25 protein-coding genes are annotated in these 25,665 nt (G+C 47.0%); 3 read left to right on the top strand and 22 right to left on the bottom strand.

Annotated features, from left to right (window positions below):
• Positions 1-198: 198 nt before the first annotated feature.
• The 4 genes from htpG to ACE3MQ_RS19450 form a co-directional block, all read right to left on the bottom strand.
• The gene (gene htpG, locus ACE3MQ_RS19435; RefSeq protein WP_379395707.1) at positions 199-2,079 is read right to left on the bottom strand and encodes a molecular chaperone HtpG; all 1,881 of its coding nucleotides are present in this window, start codon (positions 2,077-2,079) and stop codon (positions 199-201) included.
• A 211-nt stretch (positions 2,080-2,290) separates the two neighbouring features.
• Complete coding sequence (locus ACE3MQ_RS19440; RefSeq protein WP_379395709.1) at positions 2,291-3,148, bottom strand: RNA polymerase sigma-70 factor; 858 nt, start codon at positions 3,146-3,148, stop codon at positions 2,291-2,293.
• Positions 3,149-3,220: 72 nt separating this feature from the next.
• A complete protein-coding gene (locus tag ACE3MQ_RS19445; RefSeq protein ID WP_379395711.1) occupies positions 3,221-4,402 on the bottom strand; it encodes an NAD(P)/FAD-dependent oxidoreductase in 1,182 nt (393 codons plus the stop codon).
• Positions 4,403-4,511: 109 nt separating this feature from the next.
• The gene (locus ACE3MQ_RS19450; RefSeq protein WP_379395713.1) at positions 4,512-4,781 is read right to left on the bottom strand and encodes a NifU N-terminal domain-containing protein; all 270 of its coding nucleotides are present in this window, start codon (positions 4,779-4,781) and stop codon (positions 4,512-4,514) included.
• A gap of 188 nt (positions 4,782-4,969) precedes the next feature.
• Between ACE3MQ_RS19450 and ACE3MQ_RS19455 the strand changes: the two genes are divergently transcribed.
• Complete coding sequence (locus ACE3MQ_RS19455; protein WP_379395715.1) at positions 4,970-5,359, top strand: hypothetical protein; 390 nt, start codon at positions 4,970-4,972, stop codon at positions 5,357-5,359.
• Positions 5,360-5,464: 105 nt separating this feature from the next.
• Here ACE3MQ_RS19455 and ACE3MQ_RS19460 read toward each other — a convergent pair whose 3' ends face one another.
• The 7 genes from ACE3MQ_RS19460 to ACE3MQ_RS19490 form a co-directional block, all read right to left on the bottom strand.
• Positions 5,465-6,496: a LacI family DNA-binding transcriptional regulator gene (locus tag ACE3MQ_RS19460; protein ID WP_379395717.1), complete on the bottom strand. Its 1,032-nt coding sequence runs from the start codon at positions 6,494-6,496 to the stop codon at positions 5,465-5,467.
• Positions 6,497-6,606: 110 nt separating this feature from the next.
• A complete protein-coding gene (locus ACE3MQ_RS19465; protein ID WP_379395719.1) occupies positions 6,607-7,443 on the bottom strand; it encodes a carbohydrate ABC transporter permease in 837 nt (278 codons plus the stop codon).
• Positions 7,443-8,285 carry a carbohydrate ABC transporter permease gene (locus ACE3MQ_RS19470; protein WP_379395721.1) on the bottom strand — a complete coding sequence of 281 codons (843 nt, stop codon included), beginning with the start codon at positions 8,283-8,285 and terminating at the stop codon, positions 7,443-7,445. The genes ACE3MQ_RS19465 and ACE3MQ_RS19470 overlap by 1 nt, the downstream gene beginning before the upstream one ends.
• Before the next feature lie 107 nt (positions 8,286-8,392).
• Positions 8,393-9,781, bottom strand: a complete 1,389-nt coding sequence (locus ACE3MQ_RS19475) for an ABC transporter substrate-binding protein (RefSeq protein ID WP_379395723.1) — start codon at positions 9,779-9,781, stop codon at positions 8,393-8,395.
• Between the two features lie 319 nt (positions 9,782-10,100).
• Positions 10,101-12,731: a cation-translocating P-type ATPase gene (locus tag ACE3MQ_RS19480; RefSeq protein WP_379395726.1), complete on the bottom strand. Its 2,631-nt coding sequence runs from the start codon at positions 12,729-12,731 to the stop codon at positions 10,101-10,103.
• Positions 12,732-12,956: 225 nt separating this feature from the next.
• Complete coding sequence (locus ACE3MQ_RS19485) at positions 12,957-13,649, bottom strand: DUF1266 domain-containing protein (protein WP_379395728.1); 693 nt, start codon at positions 13,647-13,649, stop codon at positions 12,957-12,959.
• Positions 13,650-13,668: 19 nt separating this feature from the next.
• Positions 13,669-15,012, bottom strand: coding sequence for a tetratricopeptide repeat protein (locus tag ACE3MQ_RS19490; protein ID WP_379395730.1), 1,344 nt, complete (start codon positions 15,010-15,012; stop codon positions 13,669-13,671).
• A 170-nt stretch (positions 15,013-15,182) separates the two neighbouring features.
• On the opposite strand from ACE3MQ_RS19490, the gene nfi reads away from it, so the two are divergent.
• Both nfi and ACE3MQ_RS19500 read left to right on the top strand, forming a co-directional pair.
• Entirely contained in the window at positions 15,183-15,866 is a 684-nt protein-coding gene (gene nfi / locus ACE3MQ_RS19495; RefSeq protein ID WP_379395732.1) for a deoxyribonuclease V, read from the top strand.
• Positions 15,867-15,953: 87 nt separating this feature from the next.
• Entirely contained in the window at positions 15,954-16,382 is a 429-nt protein-coding gene (locus tag ACE3MQ_RS19500; protein WP_379395734.1) for a DUF4352 domain-containing protein, read from the top strand.
• Between the two features lie 797 nt (positions 16,383-17,179).
• Here the strand turns inward: ACE3MQ_RS19500 and ACE3MQ_RS27415 are convergent.
• The 11 genes from ACE3MQ_RS27415 to ACE3MQ_RS19555 all read right to left on the bottom strand — a co-directional run bounded on the left by ACE3MQ_RS27415 (position 17,180) and on the right by ACE3MQ_RS19555 (position 25,655).
• Positions 17,180-18,301 (bottom strand): phage tail protein, encoded by a 1,122-nt coding sequence (locus tag ACE3MQ_RS27415; RefSeq protein WP_463140339.1) that lies wholly within the window; start codon positions 18,299-18,301, stop codon positions 17,180-17,182.
• Between the two features lie 2 nt (positions 18,302-18,303).
• Positions 18,304-18,582 carry a ketopantoate hydroxymethyltransferase gene (locus ACE3MQ_RS19510; protein WP_379395922.1) on the bottom strand — a complete coding sequence of 93 codons (279 nt, stop codon included), beginning with the start codon at positions 18,580-18,582 and terminating at the stop codon, positions 18,304-18,306.
• A complete protein-coding gene (locus ACE3MQ_RS19515; protein WP_379395736.1) occupies positions 18,582-19,163 on the bottom strand; it encodes a putative phage tail protein in 582 nt (193 codons plus the stop codon). Before ACE3MQ_RS19515 ends, ACE3MQ_RS19510 begins: the two co-directional genes overlap by 1 nt.
• On the bottom strand, positions 19,156-20,235 hold the full coding sequence (locus ACE3MQ_RS19520) for a baseplate J/gp47 family protein (RefSeq protein ID WP_379395737.1): 1,080 nt from the start codon (positions 20,233-20,235) through the stop codon (positions 19,156-19,158). The genes ACE3MQ_RS19515 and ACE3MQ_RS19520 overlap by 8 nt, the downstream gene beginning before the upstream one ends.
• Positions 20,228-20,623, bottom strand: a complete 396-nt coding sequence (locus tag ACE3MQ_RS19525) for a DUF2634 domain-containing protein (RefSeq protein ID WP_379395739.1) — start codon at positions 20,621-20,623, stop codon at positions 20,228-20,230. The genes ACE3MQ_RS19520 and ACE3MQ_RS19525 overlap by 8 nt, the downstream gene beginning before the upstream one ends.
• A complete protein-coding gene (locus ACE3MQ_RS19530) occupies positions 20,620-20,961 on the bottom strand; it encodes a DUF2577 domain-containing protein (RefSeq protein ID WP_379395741.1) in 342 nt (113 codons plus the stop codon). Before ACE3MQ_RS19530 ends, ACE3MQ_RS19525 begins: the two co-directional genes overlap by 4 nt.
• Entirely contained in the window at positions 20,958-21,914 is a 957-nt protein-coding gene (locus ACE3MQ_RS19535) for an XkdQ/YqbQ family protein (protein WP_379395743.1), read from the bottom strand. The genes ACE3MQ_RS19530 and ACE3MQ_RS19535 overlap by 4 nt, the downstream gene beginning before the upstream one ends.
• Before the next feature lie 10 nt (positions 21,915-21,924).
• On the bottom strand, positions 21,925-22,602 hold the full coding sequence (locus ACE3MQ_RS19540; protein WP_379395745.1) for a LysM peptidoglycan-binding domain-containing protein: 678 nt from the start codon (positions 22,600-22,602) through the stop codon (positions 21,925-21,927).
• Positions 22,603-22,627: 25 nt separating this feature from the next.
• On the bottom strand, positions 22,628-24,565 hold the full coding sequence (locus ACE3MQ_RS19545; protein ID WP_379395747.1) for a tape measure protein: 1,938 nt from the start codon (positions 24,563-24,565) through the stop codon (positions 22,628-22,630).
• 201 nt (positions 24,566-24,766) lie between these two features.
• Positions 24,767-25,174, bottom strand: a complete 408-nt coding sequence (locus ACE3MQ_RS19550; RefSeq protein ID WP_379395749.1) for a phage tail assembly chaperone — start codon at positions 25,172-25,174, stop codon at positions 24,767-24,769.
• A 22-nt stretch (positions 25,175-25,196) separates the two neighbouring features.
• A complete protein-coding gene (locus ACE3MQ_RS19555) occupies positions 25,197-25,655 on the bottom strand; it encodes a phage tail tube protein (protein WP_379395751.1) in 459 nt (152 codons plus the stop codon).
• Positions 25,656-25,665: the final 10 nt, after the last annotated feature.

A 25,665-nucleotide genomic window follows, 5' to 3' on the forward strand; every position in this document is an offset into this window, starting at 1 on the left:
TGAGATTACCCTTCTGTACCCCTCATTAACGCAAACGAATGAATTTGATGATCATTTAGCAACGGCCTCTCTTCTATAAATAGAAATAGGAGGAGCCCTGTAAGCTCCTCCTATCATTTTAACCGATATTCGATTGGAGGTTCAAATGGAGGTCTTTCCCTGCAGCCTAACCCGAAAAACCGAACCTTTCGCTTCCCATTACACCATGATCTTGCAGATACTATTCGTGAACTCCACCGGATCTTGAACTGGCAGGCCTTCGATCAACAGAGCCTGGTTGTACAACAGGTTCGTATAAAGACTGAGCTTCTCCTGATCACTATCATGAGCAGCCTTAAGCGATTGGAACACCTCGTGATTCATGTTGATTTCCAGCACCTTATCGGCCTGCACATCCTGACTGTTCGGCATCGATTTCAGGATTTTCTCCATCTCGATCGTCAGCTCGCCTTCCGTTGACAAGCACACCGGATGGGATTTCAGACGCTTCGACGCTTTAACGCTCTTCACTTTGCCGCCCAGGATGCCCTGCATCGCTTCGAACAGCTCCTTGTTGCTGCTCTCGTTCGCTTCAGCTTCTTTATCTTTATCGTCCGGCTCAATGCCAAGGTCGCCGCTGGATACCGATTTGAATTCCTTTTCCTTGTAGCTCATGATCATTTTGATCGCGAACTCGTCGATATCGTCGGTGAGATATAGAATTTCATAGCCTTTGTCAGCTACAAGCTCTGTCTGCGGCAGCTTCTCGATTCTTTCAATCGATTCGCCGGAGGCATAGTAAATATATTTCTGATCTTCCGGCATTCTGGAGACGTACTCATCCAACGTAACAAGCTTCTTCTCCTTGGAGGAGTAGAACATCAATAGATCCTGCAGGTCTTCCTTATTTGTGCCATAGTCGCTGTACACGCCGTATTTCAATTGGCGGCCAAAGGAGTCATAGAATTTCTCGTATTGCTCTCTTTCGTCCTTCAGCATGCTTTGCAGCTGGCCCTTAATCTTGTTCTTAATGTTCCGGGCGATTAAGGTTAGCTGACGGTCGTGCTGCAGCAGCTCTCTGGAAATGTTGAGCGACAGATCCTCGGAATCCACCATCCCTTTGACGAAGCCGAAATAGTCCGGCAGCAAGTCGCCGCATTTGTCCATGATCAGCACGCCGTTGGAATAGAGCTCAAGCCCTTTTTCATACTCTTTCGTGTAATAATCAAAAGGCGTATTCTCCGGAATGAACAGGATCGCATTGTAGACGACCGCTCCGTCCGCGCTGATATGGATATGCTTCAGCGGTTTGTCGAAGCCGTAGCGCTTCTCGTGGTAGAAGTTCTCGTAGTCCTCTGCGGTCAGCTCGTTTTTATTTTTCCGCCAAATCGGCACCATGCTGTTGATCGTTTGCTCTTCCTTGTATTCCTCGAACTCGTTCTCGGCGCCTTCCTTAGGACGCTGCCCGGTCACGTCCATTTTGATCGGATAACGAATAAAGTCCGAATATTTCTTGACAATGGCTCTTAGACGGTACTCCTCCAGGAACTCATCGTATTGATCCTCTTCCGTATTCTCTTTGATTTTTAAAATAATATCGGTACCTGGCGTCGTTTTCTCAAACGGAACAATGGTATAGCCATCTGCACCTTCTGACTCCCACTTAAATGCCTCTTCACTGCCGAACGGCTTGCTGATGACCGTTACGACGTCAGCCACCATAAATGCCGAATAGAATCCTACGCCGAACTGGCCGATGATGTTGTGACCATCCTTCGCTTCATTCTCTTTCTTAAACGCCAAGGAGCCGCTCTTTGCAATGACCCCCAGGTTGTTCTCCAGCTCTTCCTGAGTCATGCCGATCCCGGTATCGGAAATCGTGAGCGTCCGGTTGTCCTTATCCGCTGTAATTTTAATGAAGTAATCCTCGCGGTTGAACACAAGGTTGTCGTCGGTCAACGCCTTGTAATATATTTTATCGATTGCATCGCTGGAGTTGGAGATAAGCTCTCTTAGAAAAATCTCTCTCTGCGTATAAATGGAGTTGATCATCATTTCCAGCAATCTTTTGGATTCCGCCTGAAACTCTTTCTTTGCCATGAAAAATAATCTCCTTTCATTCCTTTGGTTCATTTTACGGCGCCTGTTCGAGCTTGACTTAGCTGCTCTCCGCCTTGTTAGCACTCAGGTTTGCAGAGTGCTAATTCTTCCTTTTATATACCATATAGTAAAATTTAAAGTCAACCTGTTAGCGGAGAAACTTTCGTTTCGTCCGGGGATCCTTATCCTTGGTTCCCCCTTATCCATCGCATCACTTTATATGAGTCAACTTATCCGGATTTCTAATAAAATAGAGCTGACGAGCCGCGCCTCCCTCCACGTGCATCAATACGATCGTGTCAACATTGCCTGACGAATGAATAATAATGCCAGTCTCTCCATTTACAGATACCGGTTTGATACAGACGTCTGCTTGATGAACTGCTTGCCGCATTAGACCCATCAGGAAGCGGCTGACATGGTCTCGCGATGAGATTGGGCGGATTGCTGCAGTTACTTTGCCTCCTCCGTCGGAGAGAACGACGACATCGTCGGTAAGCATCGATAACAATACTTCGACATTTCCCTGCTTGAGCGCCTGAATAAATGCCTGAACCCATGGCTCACCTACTGCCTCATAGCTGATAAGCTTGGCATCGGCCATCCCCATTTTTCCCCGAGCCCGGCTCATCAGCTTCCGGCAATTCGCCTCGCTCTTGTCCATCAATCCAGCAATTTCAAGGTAATTGAAGCCGAGTGCCTCGCGAAGCACGAAGACTGCCCGTTCTGCCGGAGACAAGCGTTCCAGCAGAACAAGCATGGCGTACGACAGCAGTTCCTCCCGGATAACCGTTTGCAGAGCATCTTCAGTGGATGTCGGCACCGGCTCGGGCAGCCATGGGCCGATATATTGCTCACGCCGTTTCCGGGACGATTGCAGCAGATCCAGGCAGCGGTTCGTCACCATTTTGCATAAATAAGCTTTGGGCTCTTCTATATGCTCCGTGTTCATAACATGGATTTTCAGGAAAACTTCCTGCACCGCATCCTCAGCATCCGCTGCGGAGCCGGTCAGTTGATATGCCAGTGTATATAGTAATCTTCTATACTTTTCATACAGCTCCTGCATTATGCGTATACGTCCTTTCACATGGCTTTGAGCAAATAGATTTATCCCCTTCTGTTGCTCGTAAAAATCCCCTTACCTCACCAGGCTGGCTAAATCCCAGGTAAGCTTGCGAATTTTCCAACCTAGCCTGCCTGTTATTATCATATCCAGCCCCCATTGCCGAGTCCAGACCATTCCTCGCTCCGCTCCAAAGCTGAAGCAATAGAAATCCATGTATTCCTTATGCTGCGGAGCCGGAAGGCCGTGCAAATCAGCCTGCATAATCGATCCCAGTCTGGCCGCCTGGGCGGTTCCCTCTTTACATGTCATCCGATCGAATCGGCCATTAGCCGGGTCAACGATTCCCGCGCAATCTCCGATGCTGTAAACGCCTGCCATACCTTGCACCCGGTAGCTTGAATCCACGATAACCTGCCCGCTGGGCGTCAGCGGAAATCCCATTTCCCTCAGCAGCGGGTTCGGCAGCAGCCCCAGCGTCCATACACATAATCCTGCAGGAATAACCTCGCCGTTCGATAATGACACCATCCCCGCTTTCTCTTGAAGCACCTTGACGCCATGAATCACGTTTACGCCATAATCGCGAAGCTTTTGCTCCAGCTTAACCCCCACCTTCACAGGGCCCTCCGGAAACAGCCTTGCTTGTGCATTGATCAGATACACCTGGATCATTTCAGCGTCAATTTGCAAAGCTTTGGCTTCTTTGCGCATAGAGTGGGCCAGTTCCGCCGAGGCCTCGATTCCGCTGATGCCTGCCCCGGCCACCGCAATCGACAGCAGCCGTCGCTTCTCCTCCGGATGGGTCTCCCCTGCTGCTTTGCGCATATTCTCCTGCCAATGCTTACGAATGTCCACTGCCGCCTCCAGTCCCGTCAAGGCTATTCCGCCTTGCTCCTTTCCAGGCCGTCTTACGATGCTTCCAATCGTTAGGACAGCAAAATCATAAGCAAGCGTACACTCCTTCCGTTCGCTATCCCAATAGTGAACCTTCTTCCCTTCATGATCGATCCTCCCCACAGTTCCCCGGACAACGCGGATATCTGGAAACATGCGATCAAAAGGGATCGTAATATCCCCCTGCTCAGCAGCTGGCTTAAAAAGCAATACCTTCCGTAAGTGATAGGTTTCCTTGTCGATTAGAACGATGCGAATCCTCCAAGTCTCCCCAGCCTTCTGAAACGCTCCCTGAATAGAGCGAATTGCGTGAATCCCTGCGTAACCGCCGCCCATGATCAGGCATGTGAGTTCGGCCATCTCTTCACAACTCCTTTGTGCTGTTTCCCATGGGACGGCAAAGGAGTCCGTTTTGTGACAAAGCATAAAGAAAAGCGGCGAATCCCCTTAGGGAACCGCCGCTTTTCTTCTAACCGTAAATGGTCTTGAATGCCTCTTCCGCTTCTGCTAGAATCGCATCCCAATCCGCTTCCGGCTTTTTCGTAATCGTCACAAAATCTCTCAATCCAAAAATGTTGTCAACGCCTTCAATGCGCAGCAGAGCGCTCGCTAGAGGGTGGTCTGTCGACTCACCGCTCTTCAAGGACATACTGCCAGTGCCTTCAAACAACGTCGCACTTGCATTGATCTTTACTGCATTCGGATTCGGGGTGGCCTGAACATCGACTTCTAATGCCATTGCTGTATCACTCCTTTCCACTCCCGCTATTGTAGCATGCTTAACACGGCTTGACGAATTACGAAAGAGGACTGCAAATAAGAACCGTAAAAGGATTCTTAAATAGCTTCGCCACACTTTGTTCATATAGCGTTCATAATTCTGATTTAAAATAGGCAGGTCACTATAAAAATTCTAGGGAGCGTATGATGACTAAATATAGTAAATGGTTAATGCGCATTGCTGCCGTCTATTCCTTAATCGGCGCTTTGATCGGGGCGGATATGGCTGGACGATCCGACTATTCGTTAACTCCCGCGCACGCCCATATTCTCGTTGTCGGCTGGCTGACCTTGTTCGTGTACGGCATGTTCTACTATATCTTTAAAGAAATTAGCATGATCAAAATCGCTAAGCTCCACGTATGGTGCAGCCTCATCGGCGGCGGACTCATGCCCTTCGGCATGCTCGTCTACTACAAAATGCAGAATACGGCGACACTGCTCGCCTTCATTCTGCCGGCCTGCGTCCTGCTGGTCGCGATCGCCTTATTCGTCATTTTATTATTCTTCGATAAAAAGCTGTTTCGCGCGCAGTAAGACAAACGGCCGGCCATGCAATACATAGAGCCCTGTCTCCTACAAAGGGAGAACAGGGCTCTTCAACATTCCTCTTTTTGAATACTGGTACCTTAAACGACAACGCTAGTTCAAACGCTTCGTAGAATTCCTGATGACCAGCTCTCCGGGAAACGTTTTATGTGCATGGGTTATTTTCTTATCAATGAGATCGAATAAGATCTTGATCGTCTCTTGAGCAATTTCCTCCGTCGGCTGTTTGATGGTCGTAATCGACGGATTATAATAGAAGGAAATATCCAGCCCGTCAAAGCCAACGACGGAATAATCCTCGGGCACTCTTCGGCCGGCTTCGAATATCGCTTTGCATGCACCGATTGCGAGGCTGTCGGACACGGCATAAATTGCCGTAAACTCTTCGCCAGACTGCAGCAGTTCCTTGGTAACCTCATATCCGTTCTCCATGGAATAACTGTCGATATCCTCTCTCATGCAGCGTACCAGTCTTTCATCGTATTCGATGCCGTGCTGCTGCAACGCCTTTTTATACCCCTCATATCTCAATTTACCGATACTTACATCATCCATCGGCGCCGTAATGATCGCAATTTTACGATGCCCTTCACGGCATAAATAATCGACGATTTTGTAGCTCTCCTTCACGTCATCGACCGAAACGGAGGAATAATCATTGGTATCGAACTCTTCCGTCATGCCGATCGTACTCAAAACGAAAGGGACGGATAGCTGATCCAGCTTCTCTTTGGAGTGAGAGAAGTACCCTCCGAGGAACACGATGCCTTTCAGCCGCTTTTCTTTTTCCAGCTCGATGGCTACCTCGATTTCGTCCTGCTTCTCGTCGACCCGCTGCAAAATAAACGAGTACTTTTTCCGCTGGGTTTCCCTCTCGAACACTTGAATCATCGGATTAAAGAACGGGTTAGTAATCCCCTTAATCAATACCGCAATCGTCTTGGATACCGAGCGCTTCAAATTTCTGGCGCTGTTATTCGGCACATAATGATTCTCCTTGATGACCTTCATGATCATCGTCTTGGTCTCTTCGCTAATATCAGGATGGTTATTGATCGCTCTCGAAACCGTTGTTACCCCGACACCGCACATCTTTGCAATATCTTTAATTGTAATAGAAGCCATATCGTTCTTCCCTTACATCGTAATGTAAACCACTACTTGAATTACATTCCATTAGAATAGCAGTTAAAATTATAGAAAACAAGGCAGCTTCCATCGAAGTGCAGCCATCGTCAGCCCTTAACTGCCCCTGCCACAACACCTTCTATAATATACTTCTGGCAAAGCAAATAAAATATTACAATCGGTACAATGGCAAGCACCAGCATCGCCATCATAGCTCCCATGTCAATCGAGCCGTATCCGCCTTTCAAATACTGGATCGCAATCGGAATCGTCTTGTATTCGCTGCCGATGACCAGATCAGGGAGCAGGTAGTCATTCCATACCCACATGACGTTCAGAATAGCGACCGTGATCGCAATCGGTTTGAGGATCGGCAGAACCACTTTAAAGAAGGACTGCGCGGGATTGCATCCATCAATCATGACTGCTTCTTCAATTTCAATAGGGATGGATTTAACAAATCCACTGAACAGAAAAACAGACAAGCCCGACCCAAAGCCTAAATATATAAGAATAATGCCAATCGGATTATCGAGATTCAGCACATTGGCCGTCTTCGTCATCGTAAACATCACCATTTGGAAAGGTACGATCATCGAAAATACAAAAATATAGTACAGCAGTTGATTGAATCTTGTCTTCACTCTCGTGATATACCAGGCAGTCATCGACGTAAAAAGGACAATAACGGCCACGGAGAAGACGGTGATGAACAGCGACATACCGAAGGCCGAGATGAAATCCGTCTTGGCAATACCGCTTGTATAGTTGCTAATCCCCGAGAATGTTTCACTATTGGGAAATAAAAACGGGGTATCGCTGATAAAGAACTTTCCTTTAAAAGAGTTCATCAATACGATAAAGATCGGTGATATGAACGCTGCCGCCAGCACGAGAAGAATAAGAAATATAAAAGCGTCTGCCCCTTTATTTGTCTTTTGCATCAGCTCTCGACCTCCTTCCTTCTGGTAATAAGAAGTTGAACTAAAGCGATTAGGGCAACCAGGACGAAAAATACGACTGCCTTGGCCTGACCTACGCCTTCCCAACCCGTCTTACCGTAGAAGGTGTTGTAAATGTCCAGTGCGAGCATCGCTGTCTGCTTCGATGGCGCGCCTGCCGTCAAAGCCAGGTTCTGGTCAAACAGCTTGAACGAATTCGACAATGTCAGGAATAAACAAATCGTGATCGAAGGCATCACTAAGGGCAGTGTAACATTGCGCAATACTTGAAAGCGGGAAGCGCCGTCGATCTTCGCCACCTCGATGACATCTTTGGGCACGTTCTGAATACCGGCTACATAAATGATCATCATGTAACCGATCAGCTGCCAGTTCATAAGCACGACAAGTCCCCAGAAGCCATACTTCGGATCAAAGGTTAAAGTAAGATCAAAATTATACAGCACGCCGTTGATGATAAGCTGCCAGATGTAACCCAGCACAATCCCGCCGATCAAATTCGGCATAAAGAATACGGTTCGAAACAGGTTCGTTCCTTTTTTGCCCCGGGTCAACAGCATGGCAAGAGCAAAGGCAAACACATTGATCGTAAGTACCGAGACCAATGTGAATTTCACCGTAAACCATAACGCATTCAAAAAATCCTGGTTCGAAAACGCCTTGACGTAGTTGCTTAATCCTACCCACTTTGCATCGTTCACGGTCGTGAATTCCGTGAAGGACAAATATACACCCAGTAAGAACGGTATGACAAAAGCTACCGAAAAGGCAATGAGCGTCGGCAATGCAAAAAGGGCAAAATATTTCTTTATCGACTTTTGCATGTGTTCTTCTCCTATCTCAGTATTCAACAAGATGCTTCAAACGTCGATCATCGTATTGATGCCACTGAGCGCTTTCTTCAACCCAGTGGCATCCCATACACCTAACTTTATTTTGCCTTCTCCGCTTTCCAGCTCTCCGTGAATACCTTTACGACTTCATCCCAGGCTTGGTTGCCTTGAACATATTGCAGCAAAGCATCGCCAAATTGATTTTTGAATTCTTCGCTTGGGAAGGCTGCGAATGTCCAAGGAACAGAGGTCACGTCCTTCTCCATCCAGGACATCACTTCTTTAGCCAACGGATCGGCTGGTTTTTCATTTTCATTAAATGTATTAAATGGCGCGATAAAGCCTAAGTCTTGCGTAACGTATGCTTTTCCTTTGTCACTCGTGAACAGCCACTCCAGGAAAGCGATCGAAGCCTGCTGCTTCTCAGGCGATACTTTGCTGTTGATCGAGAGGTAGTTCTCCGTACCGATGGCCAGGCCTTGCTTCTCTTCTCCGCTTACGCCTGTGTAGATGGGCAGGAATTTAATATCCTCTGCCTTAACTACGTTGCCGCCCACTTCGTTGATTTGGCCCCAAGCCCAGTTCCCGTTCTGAACCATTGCGGCTTGGCCTAACGCAAACTCGGCCATGGAATCGGCTACGGATTTTCCACCCAGCAGCGCTCCTTTAGTAACCGAATTATTCGTGTATAAGTCAAAAATGTTCTTGAAATTGTCGCCGTACTTGAACTGAACTTCATCCGCCGCCAGACCAGCCAGAACCGTATTGTCGAATTCCGTATTATCCTTGAATTCATAATACAGCGGCAGATTGGCCAGGTGAGTTTGCCATCTCCACTGCTCGCCTGCGCCTAGTGATGTGGAAGCGAATACACCTTTGATGTCAAGCTGATCCTTCTTCGCTGTCATATCCTCCACTACAGCCTTCAGCGTATCGAAGTTATTGATTTCAGATGCCGAAGAGATAGAAACTGCCTTGTCCGGCAGAGCAAAATACTTCTGCATGATCGCATCATTATAGATGATGCCATAACCTTCTACGACGTAAGGAATGCCATATACACCGTCTTCGCTCGTTACGGCAAGACTTGGATCGGATAAATAGCTGTAGAGCTTCGTATCTTTAAGATCCAGGGCGTAATCTTTCCAAGCTTGATAGCCTACGGGACCGTTGATTTGAAAAATCGTCGGCGCATCCTTCTTGGAGATCTCCGATTTCAATTTCGTTTCATAAGTTCCACTTGCTGCGGTAACAACCTTTACCTTTACTCCTGTTTCCGCTTCATAATCCTTAGCGATCTTCTCATAAACCTCAGCAATTTCAGGTTTAAAGTTTAAGAAATAAATCTCTTTAGCTCCGCCGGCCGCACCTTCGCTTTTATCACCGTTCTCGCCGGCAGCCGAATTATTGCTCTTGCCGCATGCTGCCAATACAGTTACCAGAGTGAGTACAAGTATAATTCCTAACATTTTCTTAAGCTTGCTCATATTCTAGACCCCTCTTTCGTAAGTGAAATATCGTTTGTCATGAAAACCTTATACAATAATCATGATAGCGTTTACGGAAACGTTTCCGAAAACGTAATCGGAATCCTTATCGGTAACGTTTTCAGTGACAAGTTCATAGTAGCACAGGAAGCCCGAGCTTCGCAATCCCCTTCCTATAGTTTTCCAAAATATTTGCCTATTGAATTACGTTCAAAAAGCTGCAATCTGCGTTAGAGCTTATTTCTCAAATAAAAACAAGGCTGTCGTCTAATCGACAGCCTTGTTTTTATTTGAATCATCTTTTCAGCCCATCTTAGTCTTACGCTTGCTTCGCCGCGCCCATTCGCATGAACACCTTGATAACCTCGTTTATGATCAGCGGGATCAAGGCTAAGCCAATGACCACTCCCCAGTCTGCGAGGGATAGGTTGTGCACTTTGAACGCCGCCGCCAGGAATGGAATACTGATCGAAGCAAACTGGAGAACCAGACCCGCGATGACCGCGCCGACCAGAAGCTTGTTAGAGAACAAGCCGACCTGGAAAATCGATTTCGTGTCGCTTCGCTTGGAAAAAGAGTAAAACAGCTGCGATGCGGCAAGAACGACGAAGGCCATTGTCCGGGCATACATCATCGCCTCTTCGGAGATATTCGCCGAGTTCAGGCTGAAGCCATGCTCTCTTAATCCCAGGTAAAAAGCAACTAAAGTTAAGGATCCGATCAGAACGCCGCCAAGGATCGCCCGGAATGCGGCGCCACCGGCGAAGAAGCTTTCCTTGGGATCTCTCGGCTTCCGCTTCATGACATCCTTTTCCCCCGGATCCACACCTAGCGCAATAGCCGGCAACGTATCTGTTACCAGGTTGACCCAGAGAATCTGGGTAGCCAATAGCGGCAGTGGCCAGAAGAACAGGATCGATGCCAGGATTGCAACAACCTCGCCGAAATTACAGGACAAGAGGAAGGTAACGGTCTTGCGGATGTTCGCATAAATATTTCGTCCTTCTCGAATCGCATGCACAATCGTAGTGAAATTGTCGTCGGTTAAGATCATGTCACTAGCGCCCTTCGAAACGTCGGTGCCAGTGATTCCCATCGCCACGCCGATGTCGGCATTCTTTAAGGAAGGAGCATCATTTACCCCGTCGCCGGTCATCGATACCGTATTTCCTTGCGCTTTATACGCCTTCACGATCTTCACCTTGTGCTCGGGCGAAACCCGGGCAAATACACGAATGTTCTTGATTTTTTGTGCAAACACCTCGTCGGAGAGCTCATCGATCTCTGCTCCCGTCATGCTCTGATCGATTGAATCGGCAATGCCAAGCTCCTTGGCGATGGCTACAGCCGTGTTCCGGTGGTCGCCCGTAATCATCACTGCTGTAATCCCGGCCGACTTCGCTTCACGAATGGAATCCTTCACTTCGAGTCTCGGCGGGTCAATCATGCCGACGAAGCCCAAGATCGTTAAATCCTGCTCCATCTCGTCCGGCGATATAAGCTGCTCAGTGTCTTTGTATGCTGCGCCAAGTACTCTCAAAGCATCATCCGACATCCCCTCGGCCGCTTTCAAATATTGCTGCTTCAGTTCCTCTGTCAGGGGGACAACTTCCCCGCCCACAACCGCAGAGGTGGAAATATTCAGCAGCTGATCGATGGCTCCTTTGGTATGAACACGGTAGCCCGTTCTAGTCTTGTTTAGTGTAGACATGAGCTTGCGATCAGAGTCGAAAGGCTTCTCTGAGACTCTTTTGTACTCGGCCTCCAGCGATTTCTTCATAATATTGTTCTGTTCGCCGTAAATGACGAGGGCAACCTCGGTCGGATCTCCCGTGCTTTCCCCGTTCTCATGCGTTGCATCGGAGCAGAGCACGAATGATTTAATTAACTCCACCGGAGGTTCGTCACCGAGAGGAGTCGCGGTGTAGTACTTCACGACCGTCATTTTATTTTGGGTCAGTGTACCTGTTTTATCAGAGCAAATAATATTAACGGAGCCTAGCGTCTCCACAGCGGGAAGCTTTTTCACGATCGCGTTGATTCGGGACATTCTGGTCACGCCCAGTGCGAGCACAATGGCAACAATCGCCGGAAGACCTTCCGGAATCGCTGCCACGGCCAAGCTGATGGCCGTCAGGAATAACTCGAATAAATCCCGCTTCTGAATAAGACCGATAACAAAGATCAGAACGCAGATGCCTATGGCAATAAAGCCAAGCGTCTTGCCGAGCTCCTCGAGCTTCTTCTGCAGCGGGGTCAAATCATGGATGTCCTCATCCAGAATCGTCGCGATTTTCCCCATTTCTGTGTTCATCCCCGTAGCGACGGCAATGCCTTCTCCCCTTCCATAGGTCACGAGAGTAGACATGAAGGCCATGTTGGACATATCCCCAATCGGAGTCTTTGGATCTTCGAGCAGAGAAGCAGCATCTTTATCCGAAGGCACGGACTCGCCGGTCAAAGCGGATTCCTCAATCTGCAAATTGGCGCTCTCGAGCAGTCTGAGATCAGCCGGTATGTATCGACCCGCATCCAGTATGACAATGTCCCCGGGAACGATGTCCTCGGAATTGATCTCCTTCACCTCTCCTTGACGGCGAACGAGCGACTTGGGCGTAGTCATTTGCTGAAGTGCTTCAATGGCCTTCTCGGCCTTATGCTCCTGGAACACGCCGATCAGTGCATTGAGCAGAACTACAGCAAGAATAATGATAGCATCCACATATTCCCCTACGATGAGGGTAACTACCGCTGCGCCCAAGAGCACATAAATGAGCATATCCTTTAACTGGGCCAGAAATAGAGCAATCGTGCTTTTTTTCGGCTTGCCCTTTAGTTTGTTCGGCCCGTGCTGCTCCAGCCTCGAGCGTACTTCTTCCTCAGAAAGCCCAACAGCCGGATCGACTTGCAGTTCCTTAAGCACTTCATCCTGTGATTTCGAATGCCACATCCAAGAAACACCTCTTATTCTTGATAAAATGCATGTTTGTACTACCTATATTGTAAACCTAATCGATCAGAAATAATCGATTGGATTATTACTATATACGATCCAGCCCGTAAGATGTACTCAAAAATCAATCCAGGTTATATTGAAGGCTTAACGAAACAAAGAAGCTGTCCATATCGACAACTTCCTTGGTAACAGCGTTCGGCAGTCATATGCTGCATTGTATTATTTATCTCTGCTCTTCGGCAGCAGAGGTTGATCCCACTTTATTTTGCGATATAACAAGGTGCTGTCGGACAATAAATCATGCATTCCCGAAACCATCACATACGGGTGGATTCCTGGCTTTTCCGCAGCATAATGGCTCCCGCATAAATAAGCTAAATAGAAATCCTCCCAGCTGTTATAGGTTTGCTGCAGCATGGCTGCGGCCTCCAGCTTAATGTTCCATGCCTCTTCTTTCTTCAGGAAACGCTTCACTTGCCCAATGCGGCATAACAAGATGGCCCAGGCCAAGCCGTATGCCCGAACGTCCCCTGAGGGAAGCTGATGCAGGCATTTAACCACGACATCCCATTTGGCATTATTCTTCTCATCATTTTCCTCCTTTATAGCTTCGAGGTAACGATGACGCGACGTTTCTGTAAGTGCTAGGAGGTGCATATGCCTGCTTTTGTATTCCGCCCGCCCCCCATCCTCCATCAGCCAGCGGATTTGGCGTTTCAAGCTCTCGGCATCCGTAATACTCCAGTGCTTGAACACTTCACGAATCATGCTTTTCCGAACCAGCCTTTCCGCAAGGCCAAATTCATAAGCTACATAATAATTTTTGAGCGTGCCTTGAAGGCAGCTTGCCGTGAGACAGCGAAAATACCGCTCCAAGCGCTTCCGTTGCGAAAAGGTATATGGATTAGTCATACTATAGCAACCTCCCTGATCATGAGAAGAACATCCTCGCTGTTCTTAAGGTCTTCCAAGCGCATCCGCATAGGATGATGGGCAATAACACCAGAACAACCGGAGGCAGTCGAAATATAAAATAAGCAAGCCCGAATAATAAGAGGTACAGCCAGCTTAATCTAAACCAGATAATACCGTAAACCCACCTGTTGTTCTTGCGGATTGCCTTTTTTAACTCAGCGTAATGGGGATTGTGTTCTTGGGAAAACAGATGCTTATTTCTCAGCCGGAGCAATAGCAAATTGTAACGAAAATGGTAAAATTCCTGCCACAAGAGCTTGGTTTGTGTGTATTGCTTCCAAACTTTCTCGACAGCTCCCAGCTCGATTTGGGCATTGCCGTAGATGCTTAATATATCCTGATTCAACACCTCTTGCTGCTGTAAAAACTCACACTCTCTCAAAGCCTCGTCAAATCGTCGTTCTTCATAAAAAATGTGTGCAAGCAGCAAACGGGCCTCATGCTCGTCCGGCTTAAGCTCAAGAACATGCTGCAGACAAGACATTGCCTCCAGCTTCTGCCCGAGCCTTATGTAACATTTAGCTCGCATGAGCTGCAGATCCGGATCCTCCTTGAAGATCGCACTTGCCTCCGCCAAATCATCCCTGGCTGCCACCGGGTTATCCTCGATAAGCAGGGTTTGGGCATCCTGCCGGAGCGTGAGATAGTGCTCAATATCAAAATCAAGCCGCTTGCCTTGAAAACAGGCATATCCTAATTCTGCCGTCCCCTGAATTTGCCCGATAATAAAAGCTATTTCATCCTCATCATAGGCTTCAAGTAAAAATTCCTTTTCCTCCAGCAGTTGAAAGGATTGGTCTAAAATCTCCCATACCGCCCGCGGCAAATGCCGATGATCTTCCAAGAAGTGCAGAAGCCCGTTCAGCCGCTCCCTCTGGTACTCCATATTCCACATATAATCATTCGTCATCAGCGTGTTCCATTCCTCAGGATCAATCCGGCGAAGAAAATCGTCATACAACTCTTCCATTCGCTCAAAAAACATTTGAGCCGGATGACGCTCTGGCTCGGCCTCCACAGAAAGGTCAGCCTCCCATGACGTTTGCTGCATTACCGCAATTTCCTCATATGTAATATCGTTTGTTTTCTCGGTCCATTCACTCTCGTCTATGTCACAATAGGCTTCTTCATCCTTCAATTCTCTGGCACGTTCCTTGGCCCATTCGTAAGCTTCTCGCAGGAGCTGGTAACCCTCAGGATCCTCCTCCGGATGATGAACCTGCAATTGCTTTGCGTACGCCTTCTTAATGACGAACTCGTCCGTTGTAGGGTCAATCCCTAATACAGCCCAGTATTTCATTGTTTTTCGGCCATCCTTTTCACATGGTGGTAAAAAAATCTTTTCCTTCTCATATTATACTTGGATTCTATGAATCTCGTTATCATTTTTACATTATAATTATGGACTTGCTCTAGCAATGACTAGGTTATAATCAATACTAGTGATCCTAATTATGTTGGAGGCCCGATATGGAACTTAGAGCGATGCACTCATGGAATCTGAGTGAAGAAGAAGCTGTTCAATTGCAGCAAGAGCTGGCAAGGCAAGTGATAGCAGAGGATGGTCTGGCTGACGTCCAATATGTCGCCGGAGTCGACGTGGCTTATAGCAAGCATAGCGACAAGCTAATCGCTGCGGTTGTGATTTTAGATGCGAAATCCTTGAAAGTTGCAGAATCTGTCGTTGTTGAAGATCACGTGCAATTCCCTTATATCCCGGGACTATTCTCGTTTAGGGAGCTCCCTCCGGTCATTCAGGCATTTCAGCAGATCAAGACGCCGCCGCAATTGATTGTATGCGATGGGCAGGGTTTGGCTCATCCGCGCCGCTTCGGCCTGGCTAGCCATTTGGGCCTCCTCTTGGACATGCCTACCATTGGCTGCGGCAAGACTAGATTGCTAGGGGAATTCGAGAAGCCCGGCGCGGATAGAGGGGCTATGTCTCCATTGATCGATCATGGGGAAGTCATTGGCAGCGTGCTAAGAACGCAGGATGGGATCAAGCCGATTTTCGTCTCGGTAGGTCATAAAATTTCACTGGCAACAGCCTGCGATTGGATATTGAAGCTGGCACCGCGTTACCGCCTGCCAGAGACGACCCGCCAAGCGGATCAACTGGTGAATAGGGTGTTAAGTGGGGTTGGCAGTGATTAAGGTATCATGTTGTCAAAGTATTTCATATATTTCCCTCCTCATCCACATATGGTAAGCTATGACCTAGTACTATTGTCGGAGGAAATCATGAAGAAACTCAGTATTCTATTTTTACTAGTAATTATGGTAGCTGCCGGGTGCAGTTCAGAGGGAGCTAACGCGCCTATTCCTGTTGAGGAAACGTTAACCATAGGGGATTTGGATATTACTATCGAATCGTTTGAGGACCAGAAACGGAATAGGAATCGAATCGTGACCGTAAACGTCAGCGCGAAAATAGCAGATGACAAAAATATCGAACTCCGGGCCGAGTATTTCACTTTAGTGGATGCCGAAGGCACCCGCTATTATCCTGATCTGTCTAAAAGCCAAATTTTGAACCCCCCGCTTTCCCCGGAGCCGCACGGACAAATTCATTTCGAGCTCCCACGGAATACTCGTTCACTGGCTGTTGCCATCACGAACAATCCTTTAAGCAAGAATGCCGAGTATTCGACGGTTACATTGATGTATTAAGAGAAGACCCGCCGCATAAGCGGCGGGTTTCCTTCTATAACTCCGAGTTATAGGCGTAACGCCGATTACATCGTGCGGCGGGCGGCCAGCCGGAGTATTAAGTATTACGCCAACCTACTAAAGGGGGGGATGGGGGTTGTGGAATTGGTGAGAGTAAATTGATGAGACTATAGATTTGGCTGAACTCCTGAGACTGGTCACCCGCTAACGGACAAGATGCAGCTAGAATAAAAAGTGGGCACCAGATAATAGACAGGTCGGTTGCGCTTTTCATTCGTTCTCCGCTCAAGAAGGATTTGCTGGTTCTTCCCACAATGGCTCCCACTCAACAGCTTCGCTTATGATACGAGGTTAACGCCTCGGCCAGCGTGGTAGTGATGGTCGGTGGTAATGAGAGAACACTTTTTGTGTACGGGGTTGTCCCCAGATCCGCTCCGAGGGCATGAAAAAAGCACACCTAGGTGCTTTTTATCAATTAATACTATGGAAAATTAAAATAAGTTAAATGCATGTTATATTGCTCGATAGCAAATTTTCCATCCATATCAACAACTAAATAAGCTGTTCCGCTATTGGAGACTAGCACCCCTATAATATTACGGGATTTGGCCCCTCCATAGTTATTTGCATATAGGATCGATGATTCAGATCCATTTCCATAATCCATTTTTATACCAAATCTAAAATAACAAACTCCTACACTTGGATTTAAAAAAGCACCTACCAATTTTTAGTCTCTAGTGTTTTTCCATCTAAACAAACCTTATCCGGACTGTTTAAAACCCTTCGTTTTATTCCTAACCGTAAATTGTATAATTCATGGTTTGGTAAGGATACACATCTTTCCCTTCAAAGTTTAGAATCACATTGTTTACGCCAAATGTTGTATCTAAATAAGCACTCACATTATGGCTTCCATATATGGGGCTACTAACCCTACCATCAAGCCGGTAACTACTAGCTGTTCTTGAGACAACAAAATATACATATAGCTGAAAACCGTTTGTATCGCCACCTTCTCGACTATCTCTATAAAGCTGAACCCTAATTACTGCCAATTGAGGTGTAAAATCTAGATTAGATATAGTTCGTTGATCTATCTTCCCTGAAAATTGTAACGAACCAGAAGCACTCTTTATACCTGTAACAATCTGATCTATTTTCCCCGCCAGCACAGTGTTTGTGTCAGATATCGAAGCTAGCACGCCTTTGTTTGTTATAGCTCTCACAATAGCCGTCTTCTCAGTTGTAGTCATACGTTCTAGAACCCCAGTGACACCAAACAGCGTTACATCTTTAGGCAAATTCGCTGGCAGTAGTTTTGCATCACCTTGAACAGTTATCGGACTACTATAATAACCCGCTGCTTTTGTGTGGTTAGTCGTCCCCGGTGTTATGGTACCACCTGCGCCCCGGTTCGGCATCGTGCCGGCCAGGTTATTCCCACTAGCGTTACTAAACGTCTTTCCGCTTAACACATCCGCCGCTGTAGCATTCCCAGTCGCCTTAATAATCCCTGCCATTTTTGTAATCAGCGAATCCCAACTCTCACTCGTGGATGCCGAAATCCCTTTGGCAACAAGCGCGGCAACCACTTCCGCTTTCCGCTCATTGCCAAGCTGAAAAGCCGAATCAGCCCTCGCCTGCGCTGTTGCCGCCGCTGTATTAGCCGCATTCGCCGTAGTTTGCGCTGCTGTGGCCGCATCATAGGCCGACTTTACTGCTCGTGGTGTTGCTGCCAAAGTCTCACTAGTGCTGTTCGTAGCGTTAGAGAGCTTCACGATCCCCGCCTCCGCTACTGATGCCGGAGGGATTTCGATATTATCCACATCTTCACGCAGTTGATGAATCTCTTCCCCGATTGCATTCATATCCTGCGGCTGAACCGTGTCGTTCAAACTCCAGTCTGTCTTCGCCATCACTATACCTCCTTAACTTGTACCGTATGCAGCAGAAGAGTATCTGTCGTGATCGGTACATAAACGTTATTGGTTGTTTTAATGTTGTTATTCGCATCCTTAAGCTCAATTTTCGTAACTAACGAAACATCGGCTGCCGGGACGATATACTGCATTCCCACGGTTGAACCGGTTACTTCCTTTAGACTAAAGCTTGTAATCTCGACCGTATCATTCAACACGACCTTCGAAATATTCGCATCAACAAATCGAGCCACATCATTCAAAAAAGAACTTACCATCACTTAACCACCACCTCCGGGCCGAAGTCGGCAAATGATTTTTCTCCCAGCTTCCATTCGCCTAATCTATAGTTCCAATCGATTTCCTTGCCAGTTATCCTCTCTTCCAAGCCCATGACATCCCCTAAGCTGGTCTGCTGCTGGTAGATCATATTCGCTGGCTTTAACACCTTAACCGTATATTCAACCTCCTTAAATACGGCTGCTTCATCAAGATTGGTTGTGACGGTTAACATAAAAGCTTGCGGATCGACACTGACAATCGTTAGTCCAGCACCCACCAAAAAATCGAGCTGACGCTGCAAATACCGGACTGTAAACGGCGGTTTCGTAGAATACCGATTGATCAGCCGCTTTCGTCTGAACTCTAGCGTTTCTGTCGCCGGGTCGGCCTGTATGCCTAGAATCTTTTCCCGTCGTTTAATAGCCTGCATCGAAGCACTAACCACGAATTGGTCATCCAGTAATTGGTTAATAGCCTGCTCAACACTGATCCATTCCTGCGACTCCGTCTCTGTCAATTCCACAAAATCCAAGACATCTTCGTATATGTCCGGGAGATACTGCATGAACCTATTCACTCAGCGTCACCGTCCCCATGATTGGGATCTGTTCATCTGTCAAAACGACATTCGCTGCCGCTCCATTCAGCATCGTATGGGTCACATCTACCACACCCTGCACAGTCAAAATGCGAGATTCGATATGCGCAACTCGAACGATCAGAGCTGGCTCATTGGACCAGGCTTGACGGAGGGATAACAGATAAGCGCTTATCGCATCTTCAACATCACTTTGTACTTGTCCCAAAACTGCTTCAGGAGCTAGCGTCAATGACGCTGCAACATCCATTACGCACCCCTCGGCCCCCGTGATCGTCACCTCATGGCCAATCGGCGCCAGTCCCATGCCCTGGCCTTGATTTTGTTCTGGATCAATCATCGTTTGAACCTCGTCGATCAGTGTTTGAGACGGCTGGCTGAAATCGGCTGCGAGAATTGTCGCCTTCACCGTCCCCCCGCCATTCCATACCGGAAATACTTTAACGCCGCCTACACCGGAAATTTCGTTAATCTTTTTCTTGTAATCCGCGATGTTGCCGCCAAAAGGCTGCTCGTTAATCGCATCCATGTACCGCTTCCGCAAAGCTTCATCACTTTCTGCATCCTCGCCCGGTACGAGTACATCCGTCAGTTCAGCACGAACCAGGCCTGTAACATAATGGATGGGAAGCATTCCCCCGTACTCCTGATTGCCGATCACCCCCGGCGTTTCACATTCTACAACCCACTCGCCTGTACCGATCCTGCTGACTGCAACATAACCAAGATCGTTGATCGAAAACCTGGAACCTGCTGGCACATCAATAGGTACGTTATTGGAGCCATAGAACAAAGCTTTCCGCCTTGCTTTCGTTGCTGGTTCACGGTAAATCCCGAACTCGGCTGTGCGCCGTTCCAAATACTCTGCTGTGGCCGTATCGGCGTATGCAAGGTTGTTGTTTATGTCCAGCTCCATGTACATTTGTGCCAGCTCCGCAGCAGCAGGAGACAGAGCATCGTAAATGATGGATCCCTGACGTTTATCGACATGATTGGATACCTTGTCTAGCATCCTTTGCAAAATATGTTCATAGGTTTGGTGTTCATACATTCATTGTCACCTCGCTCTTAAAATCTCCAAAGGTAGAGGCTACCGTAAACGTGGCTAGCGCTTCATCCCCGTTGATTGTGATTTGCATGTTCTCCACTCCCGATATACGGTTGTCCGCCAATAGTGCTTCCTTTATAAGACGATCTATTTCCGATCGCACATACCCCTGACTTCGCCCCTGCAATCCTGTTAACTCGCTGCCGTAATTCGCATCATAGATAAGATGTGCGAATCGGTCGGTTTGGAGTATTTTATACACGGCTTGCCTGACCGCATCCAAACCGTCAATCATGCCCGTGCACCGGCCCTTATGAAAATCTATGCCATATGTCCGGCTCGTTTCCAGGGCCGCCTCAGCCGTCATTAAATTGCCGCCCAACGGGATCATGATCTCACCACCTTATCCAGCACCACATATTGTTGTCCCCCCTGCATTCTTAACAGCAAAACACCGTCACCCGCCTTTAGGCCCTCACGAATAACGATCTTTTCTGTTAACGCATCCTGGGTTGGACTACCATTGATGTGATGGCTGTGTTTCAAATCAATTTCATACCTCGTCAATTGTTCGGTCAGAACAAAAAAATCCTCATCCAGCAATAAACGCTGATCGACGAGGATTTCCAGGGGTTGTTCTTTGGTCACTGTGCCAAACATGACCGCTACGGGATGTTCTGCTTCATTCAGATTCATGGTGATTTGCTTTATCGCATTGGCCAGACTCATTCGATCACCTTCAATTCAATTTGCAATGTGTATTCTTCGCCGCTGAAACGGTGGGAACATTCCTCAACCAAGTAAAGCTGGTTGATCGCCAATTCCCCAATTTCTATATGGATATAGCAGCCAGCGCGAACCGATGGATCCCCAAGCGCATCCACCTTCAAGCTTTTGGTCTCGCGGTTTTTAAGCTTGATCAATTGATCGAGAAGCTGACGAATTTGAGCATCATTCATGTTCTCGTCAACTTTTTCGTAATATTGTAGTCTTCCCCATTTGGCCATATTGGCGCTATCCTGGGTGATATGCACATCCCGCTTCTTGGTGTCTTTGTTGTCACGTACCAGCTTGATCTGATTATACGTTTCACTGTCGATGCTCTTTTCAATGCTGAACCCGGTCATCAAACTCCCGTCCCCGATAGCTATATCCAGCTTCATATCCTTCACGTTTTGCAAGGCCAGATTGCCGTAGTCGTCGTAAAGCACGTATATGCTTCCCGTGTTGACCGTTGTGAGTGCTAAAGCTTTGTCGATGATATCAATCAGCTTCTGACCATCCTCGATCAAATTGGGAATTGCATATTTGGTATCTGCGATATGGCCCCACTTCAACTCGAAGTCGTTGGCAATCTGCTTGATAATCGCTGCTGCCGTCTTATTTTTAAATACGTAGGTATCTGTAGCGGTTAAGTATCGAATCTGATCATACGCCTTGATCTTGAGCGTTTCTTCCTGGCTTCGTCCGATTGAAAATACATAGCCATAAAAAAGGGGCTTATCCTCATACTTCACCGTGACGATGTCCCCGTTATGGATCATATAATTACGATCTTGCAGTATCGTAAAATCGAAGCTTCCCGGCTTGCCGATCCTGGATGTTTTCCAGGTTGCATCCGTGACAAGCTCCGATATATCATACATACCGCCTTGTTTATCGTCCGTCATCACTTGCAGCATGTCACCCCTCCTATGGCAGCTTAATAACTTTACCAATGGGCAGCCGTTTTAATTCACTGTCTTTGATCCCATTCAGCGTTTGTATTTGCTTATATTTACTACCATCACCCAGAAATTGTTTAGCCACTTTCCAAAGGTTGTCCCCAGCGACAAGGGTATAAGTCTCAGGCTGTACCCGTGCATCTGCGCGCGACGCTGACTGGTTTTCAGATATTGCCTTTTCTTTGCCTGTTGCATCCTGTATAAATTTGACCTTCTTCGCGGCGTAGAAACGATATTCTTTAAACGCGATTTGGTAGTGTATGTCTCCAACAGTGCCGGCCTCTTCACTCCAGCTAAACTTTTCAATGCTCACTGCCATATTAATATTTAAATTCGAACCGGTGAGCACCAACCGAACCGGGCGTTTTTTACTTCGCCAATCTTCAATTTTATCAATGTAATAAGCCGGCTTGAACATCGCTCTGCGTTCTACATTGACTCCTGGAAACCAACTCGCCGGGAAGAAGCTTTCAAATGCTATTTCCTTCAGCTTCATATTCTTGATGACATTAATTTCGCCTAACATAGATATATCGTATGTCTTACTATCCCCGCTGGATTGAACCTCAATTTTACCCGGAAGCACCGGGAATTCTATGGCTTCGGCTCCATTGTTGAATGACAGGGTGAGACTGTATTTATCCACGGATATCCCCCCTTCTACCTTTAATTTAAGCGTATATTCTCGACGCACTTGATGCTATTTCTTCCTCCAATGTAACTGCAATTTGCGATATGATCGAATCCAAATCTGCTCCATTGTTAATATCCCCAGTACTGACGGATACCGTAGGTGTTAGCGTTACAAAGTTTTGGATGGACTTCATTTCTGCCAGCTCACGCATCGTTTTGAGGTCTTCACTACTGATGTCTACCGTGTCTTCAATTTTCCCAACACTCCCCACCTGATTTACCTTGTCAATAGTGTTATTGGTTGATGAAAGCATACCGGTTTGATTGAATAAGGAACTGTCCGATCCACCGGGTCCCCCCTGCGCTTCTTGATCTGTTTGTTGCTTTGCTCTTTGCGCTGCCTTGTCCGCCAGCATATCCGACAACTTTTGTTCTCGTTCATGTTTATTTTTCGCAGCTCTCGCTAAGGCTTCAGCTTTTTCAGTGCCAGCGATATCAGTGATCTTGTCAGCTAAATCCTCCATGCTAAACTTCCCTTGTAACGCAAACGTTGATCCAGTAACTCTGTTTATCAGGTCTAATACGACATTTATACCATCAATAATGTTATTGATTACATGGTCAAACAATTTCCCGATCGTTTGCGCCCAAACCTTAAAAGGAACCATCATCCATTCAACCAACTGCCAGAAATACGCCGGAAACAGATCAAAGAAATTAAGAATAGCGTTCCATACCCGCATAACACCAGCTGCAAAATCGTCGTTGGTTGTCCACAGTTTATAGAGGATTAAAATTAAGGAAGCAATCAAAGTTATGATTAAAACGATGGGATTAGCGTTCATGACCGCATTCCATACTGTCTGGGCTATGGCTACAATCCTTGTAGCTAACGCTGCTGCATTTGTAGCTATCGTGCTCCAGTTTATCGCTAAGGTTAACCCCGCGATCGCGGCCGCTAATCCCCATACAATCGGGCCGATGAGGGACCAATTTTCAGAGAAGAAGCTAGACACTTGAGCTGCATACTCAACTAGTTGAATCATCCATGATACTGCCGTGGATATACCCATGGCTAATCCGTCCAGAAAATTGGTCACGGCATCGGACTGCAAGTAAGTGGTTAACAGGACTACCAGTTCGGTAATTCTGCTTAAAGGGCCTCCTGCTTCCCCTAAGCTCCCGACCCAGCCCTTAATGATATTGTGGAGAACGGTCATCGCACCACCAAAGGTCACCGGCATTTCCTCAAACATCTTGTCAATCTGTCCCGATTGATTCTGGAAAGCCTTAACGAATTGATCAGCTGTAAGATCATCGTTAGCTGCCATTTGCATCAATTCTCCACCGGAAATTCCTATTCCACCCGATAATATCTTCATCATGGCCGGGGCAGTATCAGAAAGGTTGCGGAGTTCATCCCCTTGCAAAACGCCATCTCCCAACGCTTGGGACATTTGTTGCATAGCACTTTCAGCATCTGCTGCTGAAACTCCACTAATCACCAGGGATTTATTAAATTTATCCGTGAAATCAAGCAATTCATCGTTGTTCTTGAATAAACCTTGCGTACCTACTCCAAGCTTGGTGACTAACCCGGCTGTTGCACTATAACTTGTTCTTGTTCTGTTCGCTATATCTAAAACCTGTTGTTGTAACTGTGCCTGGGTGCGTAAACCATCATTAACAAAAGCTAATCGGGCGTGGGTAGCAGCCATCTCATCGGACACCGCCATGGCTCCACTTATTACTCCCCCTAGTTGTTGGGCAAGTTTCACCCCCTTGGCTATAACACCAACGAGATTTTTAGCTGAGGACTCGGTTTGCTTTACTCCCTTGTCGGCTTTTTCAATATTTATATTTGCCTGATTTAATGTGTTATTTATTTGCATATAATTGTTGTTGATTACCTGTGTCATATGAATAATCTTCTGGTGATTGTTAATCAAATTCAGAGTCGCTTGCACTGTTGCCACTTTGTACTTCACCTTCTTTCGAAGCAAATAACTATCTCTTCATCTTTTTCGCCGCTTTATCTTCCGCTGCCACCCTTTCATCAATGCAAGCAATAACAAAAGCCCTCTCTTCTCTAGAAAGGGCTAAAAACTCACTGGGCCATTTATGAAATTTGTGGAGGGCATAGTAAGCATAATTCGCTTCACTGTCGCCCTCCCGGATTAGTTTTTTGCTTCTTCCACCAGATCCTCCATTCCAACATCAAAACCGCTCAGGCGTTGGATATGTTCGGCAAGCGTGGCAATCTCACCAGGCAACAGCACTTTATTTACGTATTGCTCAGGAGTGGTACAACCAAGTTTGCTGATGGACTCCGCATCTTTAAAGTCAGGTACTAGCGTATTATTGATGACAGATGTAGTGTTAAACTGCTGCGCATTAAACTCTACCTTCCCTTTTTTAAGGATGGTGGTAGAACGTTTGCGAAGCTCCTCAAAATCAGGACCGGTCATGGCCTTGATCTTGAACTTTAACAGGTTTCCCTCTGCATCTTTAAACCGCTTGGACACGATCACTTCTTCCATCAAACCATCAATGGGGTTAGCGTTCAAAAAATCTTGCAAACTCATATCTATTCCCTCTTTCTTTCAATTAAATAGTGTTGAACATATCCGGCATGTCCACATCCTCAAATGTGAAAGGAATTTCCTCTTCCAGCATATCGTCACTGGTGGCATCAAATTTGGAGAGGATCAGACTATCGACATTGCAGTTTTTGAGCACAATAGTTTGCTTCCCCGCAGCACTCCCCGGTTGCTCGTTGACCATCATCAAATCAAACCAAAAATCCTCACCTGTTTTAATATAGTTGATCATCAATTCCCTAAACATCGATGTTACATAATAGACCGTCAGCGTACCGGTGCCTTTCCATCCAGCAGCACGCTGTGGCGTATTCGTTTTACCGAGCACAGGCACATCCACTTTGTTTTTCTCGGCGGTGGCCTCCCCAGTCTTCCCGTAGAGCAATTCCTCCACCCGTCCGTTGACGGTTACAAAAGCTCTTGCAGTCTTGCCGCTAATGGCATCTTTAACATTAAATACTCCCATTGTTGAACTC

Source organism: Paenibacillus lentus (genome assembly GCF_042714055.1).
In the GTDB taxonomy this organism is placed as follows: domain Bacteria; phylum Bacillota; class Bacilli; order Paenibacillales; family Paenibacillaceae; genus Fontibacillus; species Fontibacillus lentus_A.

Coding starts and splice junctions, on each gene's coding strand:
- ACE3MQ_RS19525 (WP_379395739.1), bottom strand. CDS start 20,623: ATGATCCCGTTGGGCGGCAATTTAATGACGGCTGAGGCGGCCCTGGAA.
- ACE3MQ_RS19440 (WP_379395709.1), bottom strand. CDS start 3,148: ATGCAGGAGCTGTATGAAAAGTATAGAAGATTACTATATACACTGGCA.
- ACE3MQ_RS19490 (WP_379395730.1), bottom strand. CDS start 15,012: ATGAAATACTGGGCTGTATTAGGGATTGACCCTACAACGGACGAGTTC.
- ACE3MQ_RS19445 (WP_379395711.1), bottom strand. CDS start 4,402: ATGGCCGAACTCACATGCCTGATCATGGGCGGCGGTTACGCAGGGATT.
- ACE3MQ_RS19475 (WP_379395723.1), bottom strand. CDS start 9,781: ATGAGCAAGCTTAAGAAAATGTTAGGAATTATACTTGTACTCACTCTG.
- ACE3MQ_RS27415 (WP_463140339.1), bottom strand. CDS start 18,301: ATGGCGAAGACAGACTGGAGTTTGAACGACACGGTTCAGCCGCAGGAT.
- ACE3MQ_RS19555 (WP_379395751.1), bottom strand. CDS start 25,655: ATGGGAGTATTTAATGTTAAAGATGCCATTAGCGGCAAGACTGCAAGA.
- ACE3MQ_RS19535 (WP_379395743.1), bottom strand. CDS start 21,914: ATGCTGCAAGTGATGACGGACGATAAACAAGGCGGTATGTATGATATA.
- ACE3MQ_RS19460 (WP_379395717.1), bottom strand. CDS start 6,496: ATGGCTTCTATTACAATTAAAGATATTGCAAAGATGTGCGGTGTCGGG.
- ACE3MQ_RS19450 (WP_379395713.1), bottom strand. CDS start 4,781: ATGGCATTAGAAGTCGATGTTCAGGCCACCCCGAATCCGAATGCAGTA.
- nfi (WP_379395732.1), top strand. CDS start 15,183: ATGGAACTTAGAGCGATGCACTCATGGAATCTGAGTGAAGAAGAAGCT.
- ACE3MQ_RS19465 (WP_379395719.1), bottom strand. CDS start 7,443: ATGCAAAAGACAAATAAAGGGGCAGACGCTTTTATATTTCTTATTCTT.
- ACE3MQ_RS19510 (WP_379395922.1), bottom strand. CDS start 18,582: ATGGTAAGTTCTTTTTTGAATGATGTGGCTCGATTTGTTGATGCGAAT.
- ACE3MQ_RS19455 (WP_379395715.1), top strand. CDS start 4,970: ATGACTAAATATAGTAAATGGTTAATGCGCATTGCTGCCGTCTATTCC.
- ACE3MQ_RS19520 (WP_379395737.1), bottom strand. CDS start 20,235: ATGTATGAACACCAAACCTATGAACATATTTTGCAAAGGATGCTAGAC.
- ACE3MQ_RS19470 (WP_379395721.1), bottom strand. CDS start 8,285: ATGCAAAAGTCGATAAAGAAATATTTTGCCCTTTTTGCATTGCCGACG.
- ACE3MQ_RS19550 (WP_379395749.1), bottom strand. CDS start 25,174: ATGAGTTTGCAAGATTTTTTGAACGCTAACCCCATTGATGGTTTGATG.
- ACE3MQ_RS19480 (WP_379395726.1), bottom strand. CDS start 12,731: ATGTGGCATTCGAAATCACAGGATGAAGTGCTTAAGGAACTGCAAGTC.
- ACE3MQ_RS19530 (WP_379395741.1), bottom strand. CDS start 20,961: ATGAGTCTGGCCAATGCGATAAAGCAAATCACCATGAATCTGAATGAA.
- htpG (WP_379395707.1), bottom strand. CDS start 2,079: ATGGCAAAGAAAGAGTTTCAGGCGGAATCCAAAAGATTGCTGGAAATG.
- ACE3MQ_RS19500 (WP_379395734.1), top strand. CDS start 15,954: ATGAAGAAACTCAGTATTCTATTTTTACTAGTAATTATGGTAGCTGCC.
- ACE3MQ_RS19485 (WP_379395728.1), bottom strand. CDS start 13,649: ATGACTAATCCATATACCTTTTCGCAACGGAAGCGCTTGGAGCGGTAT.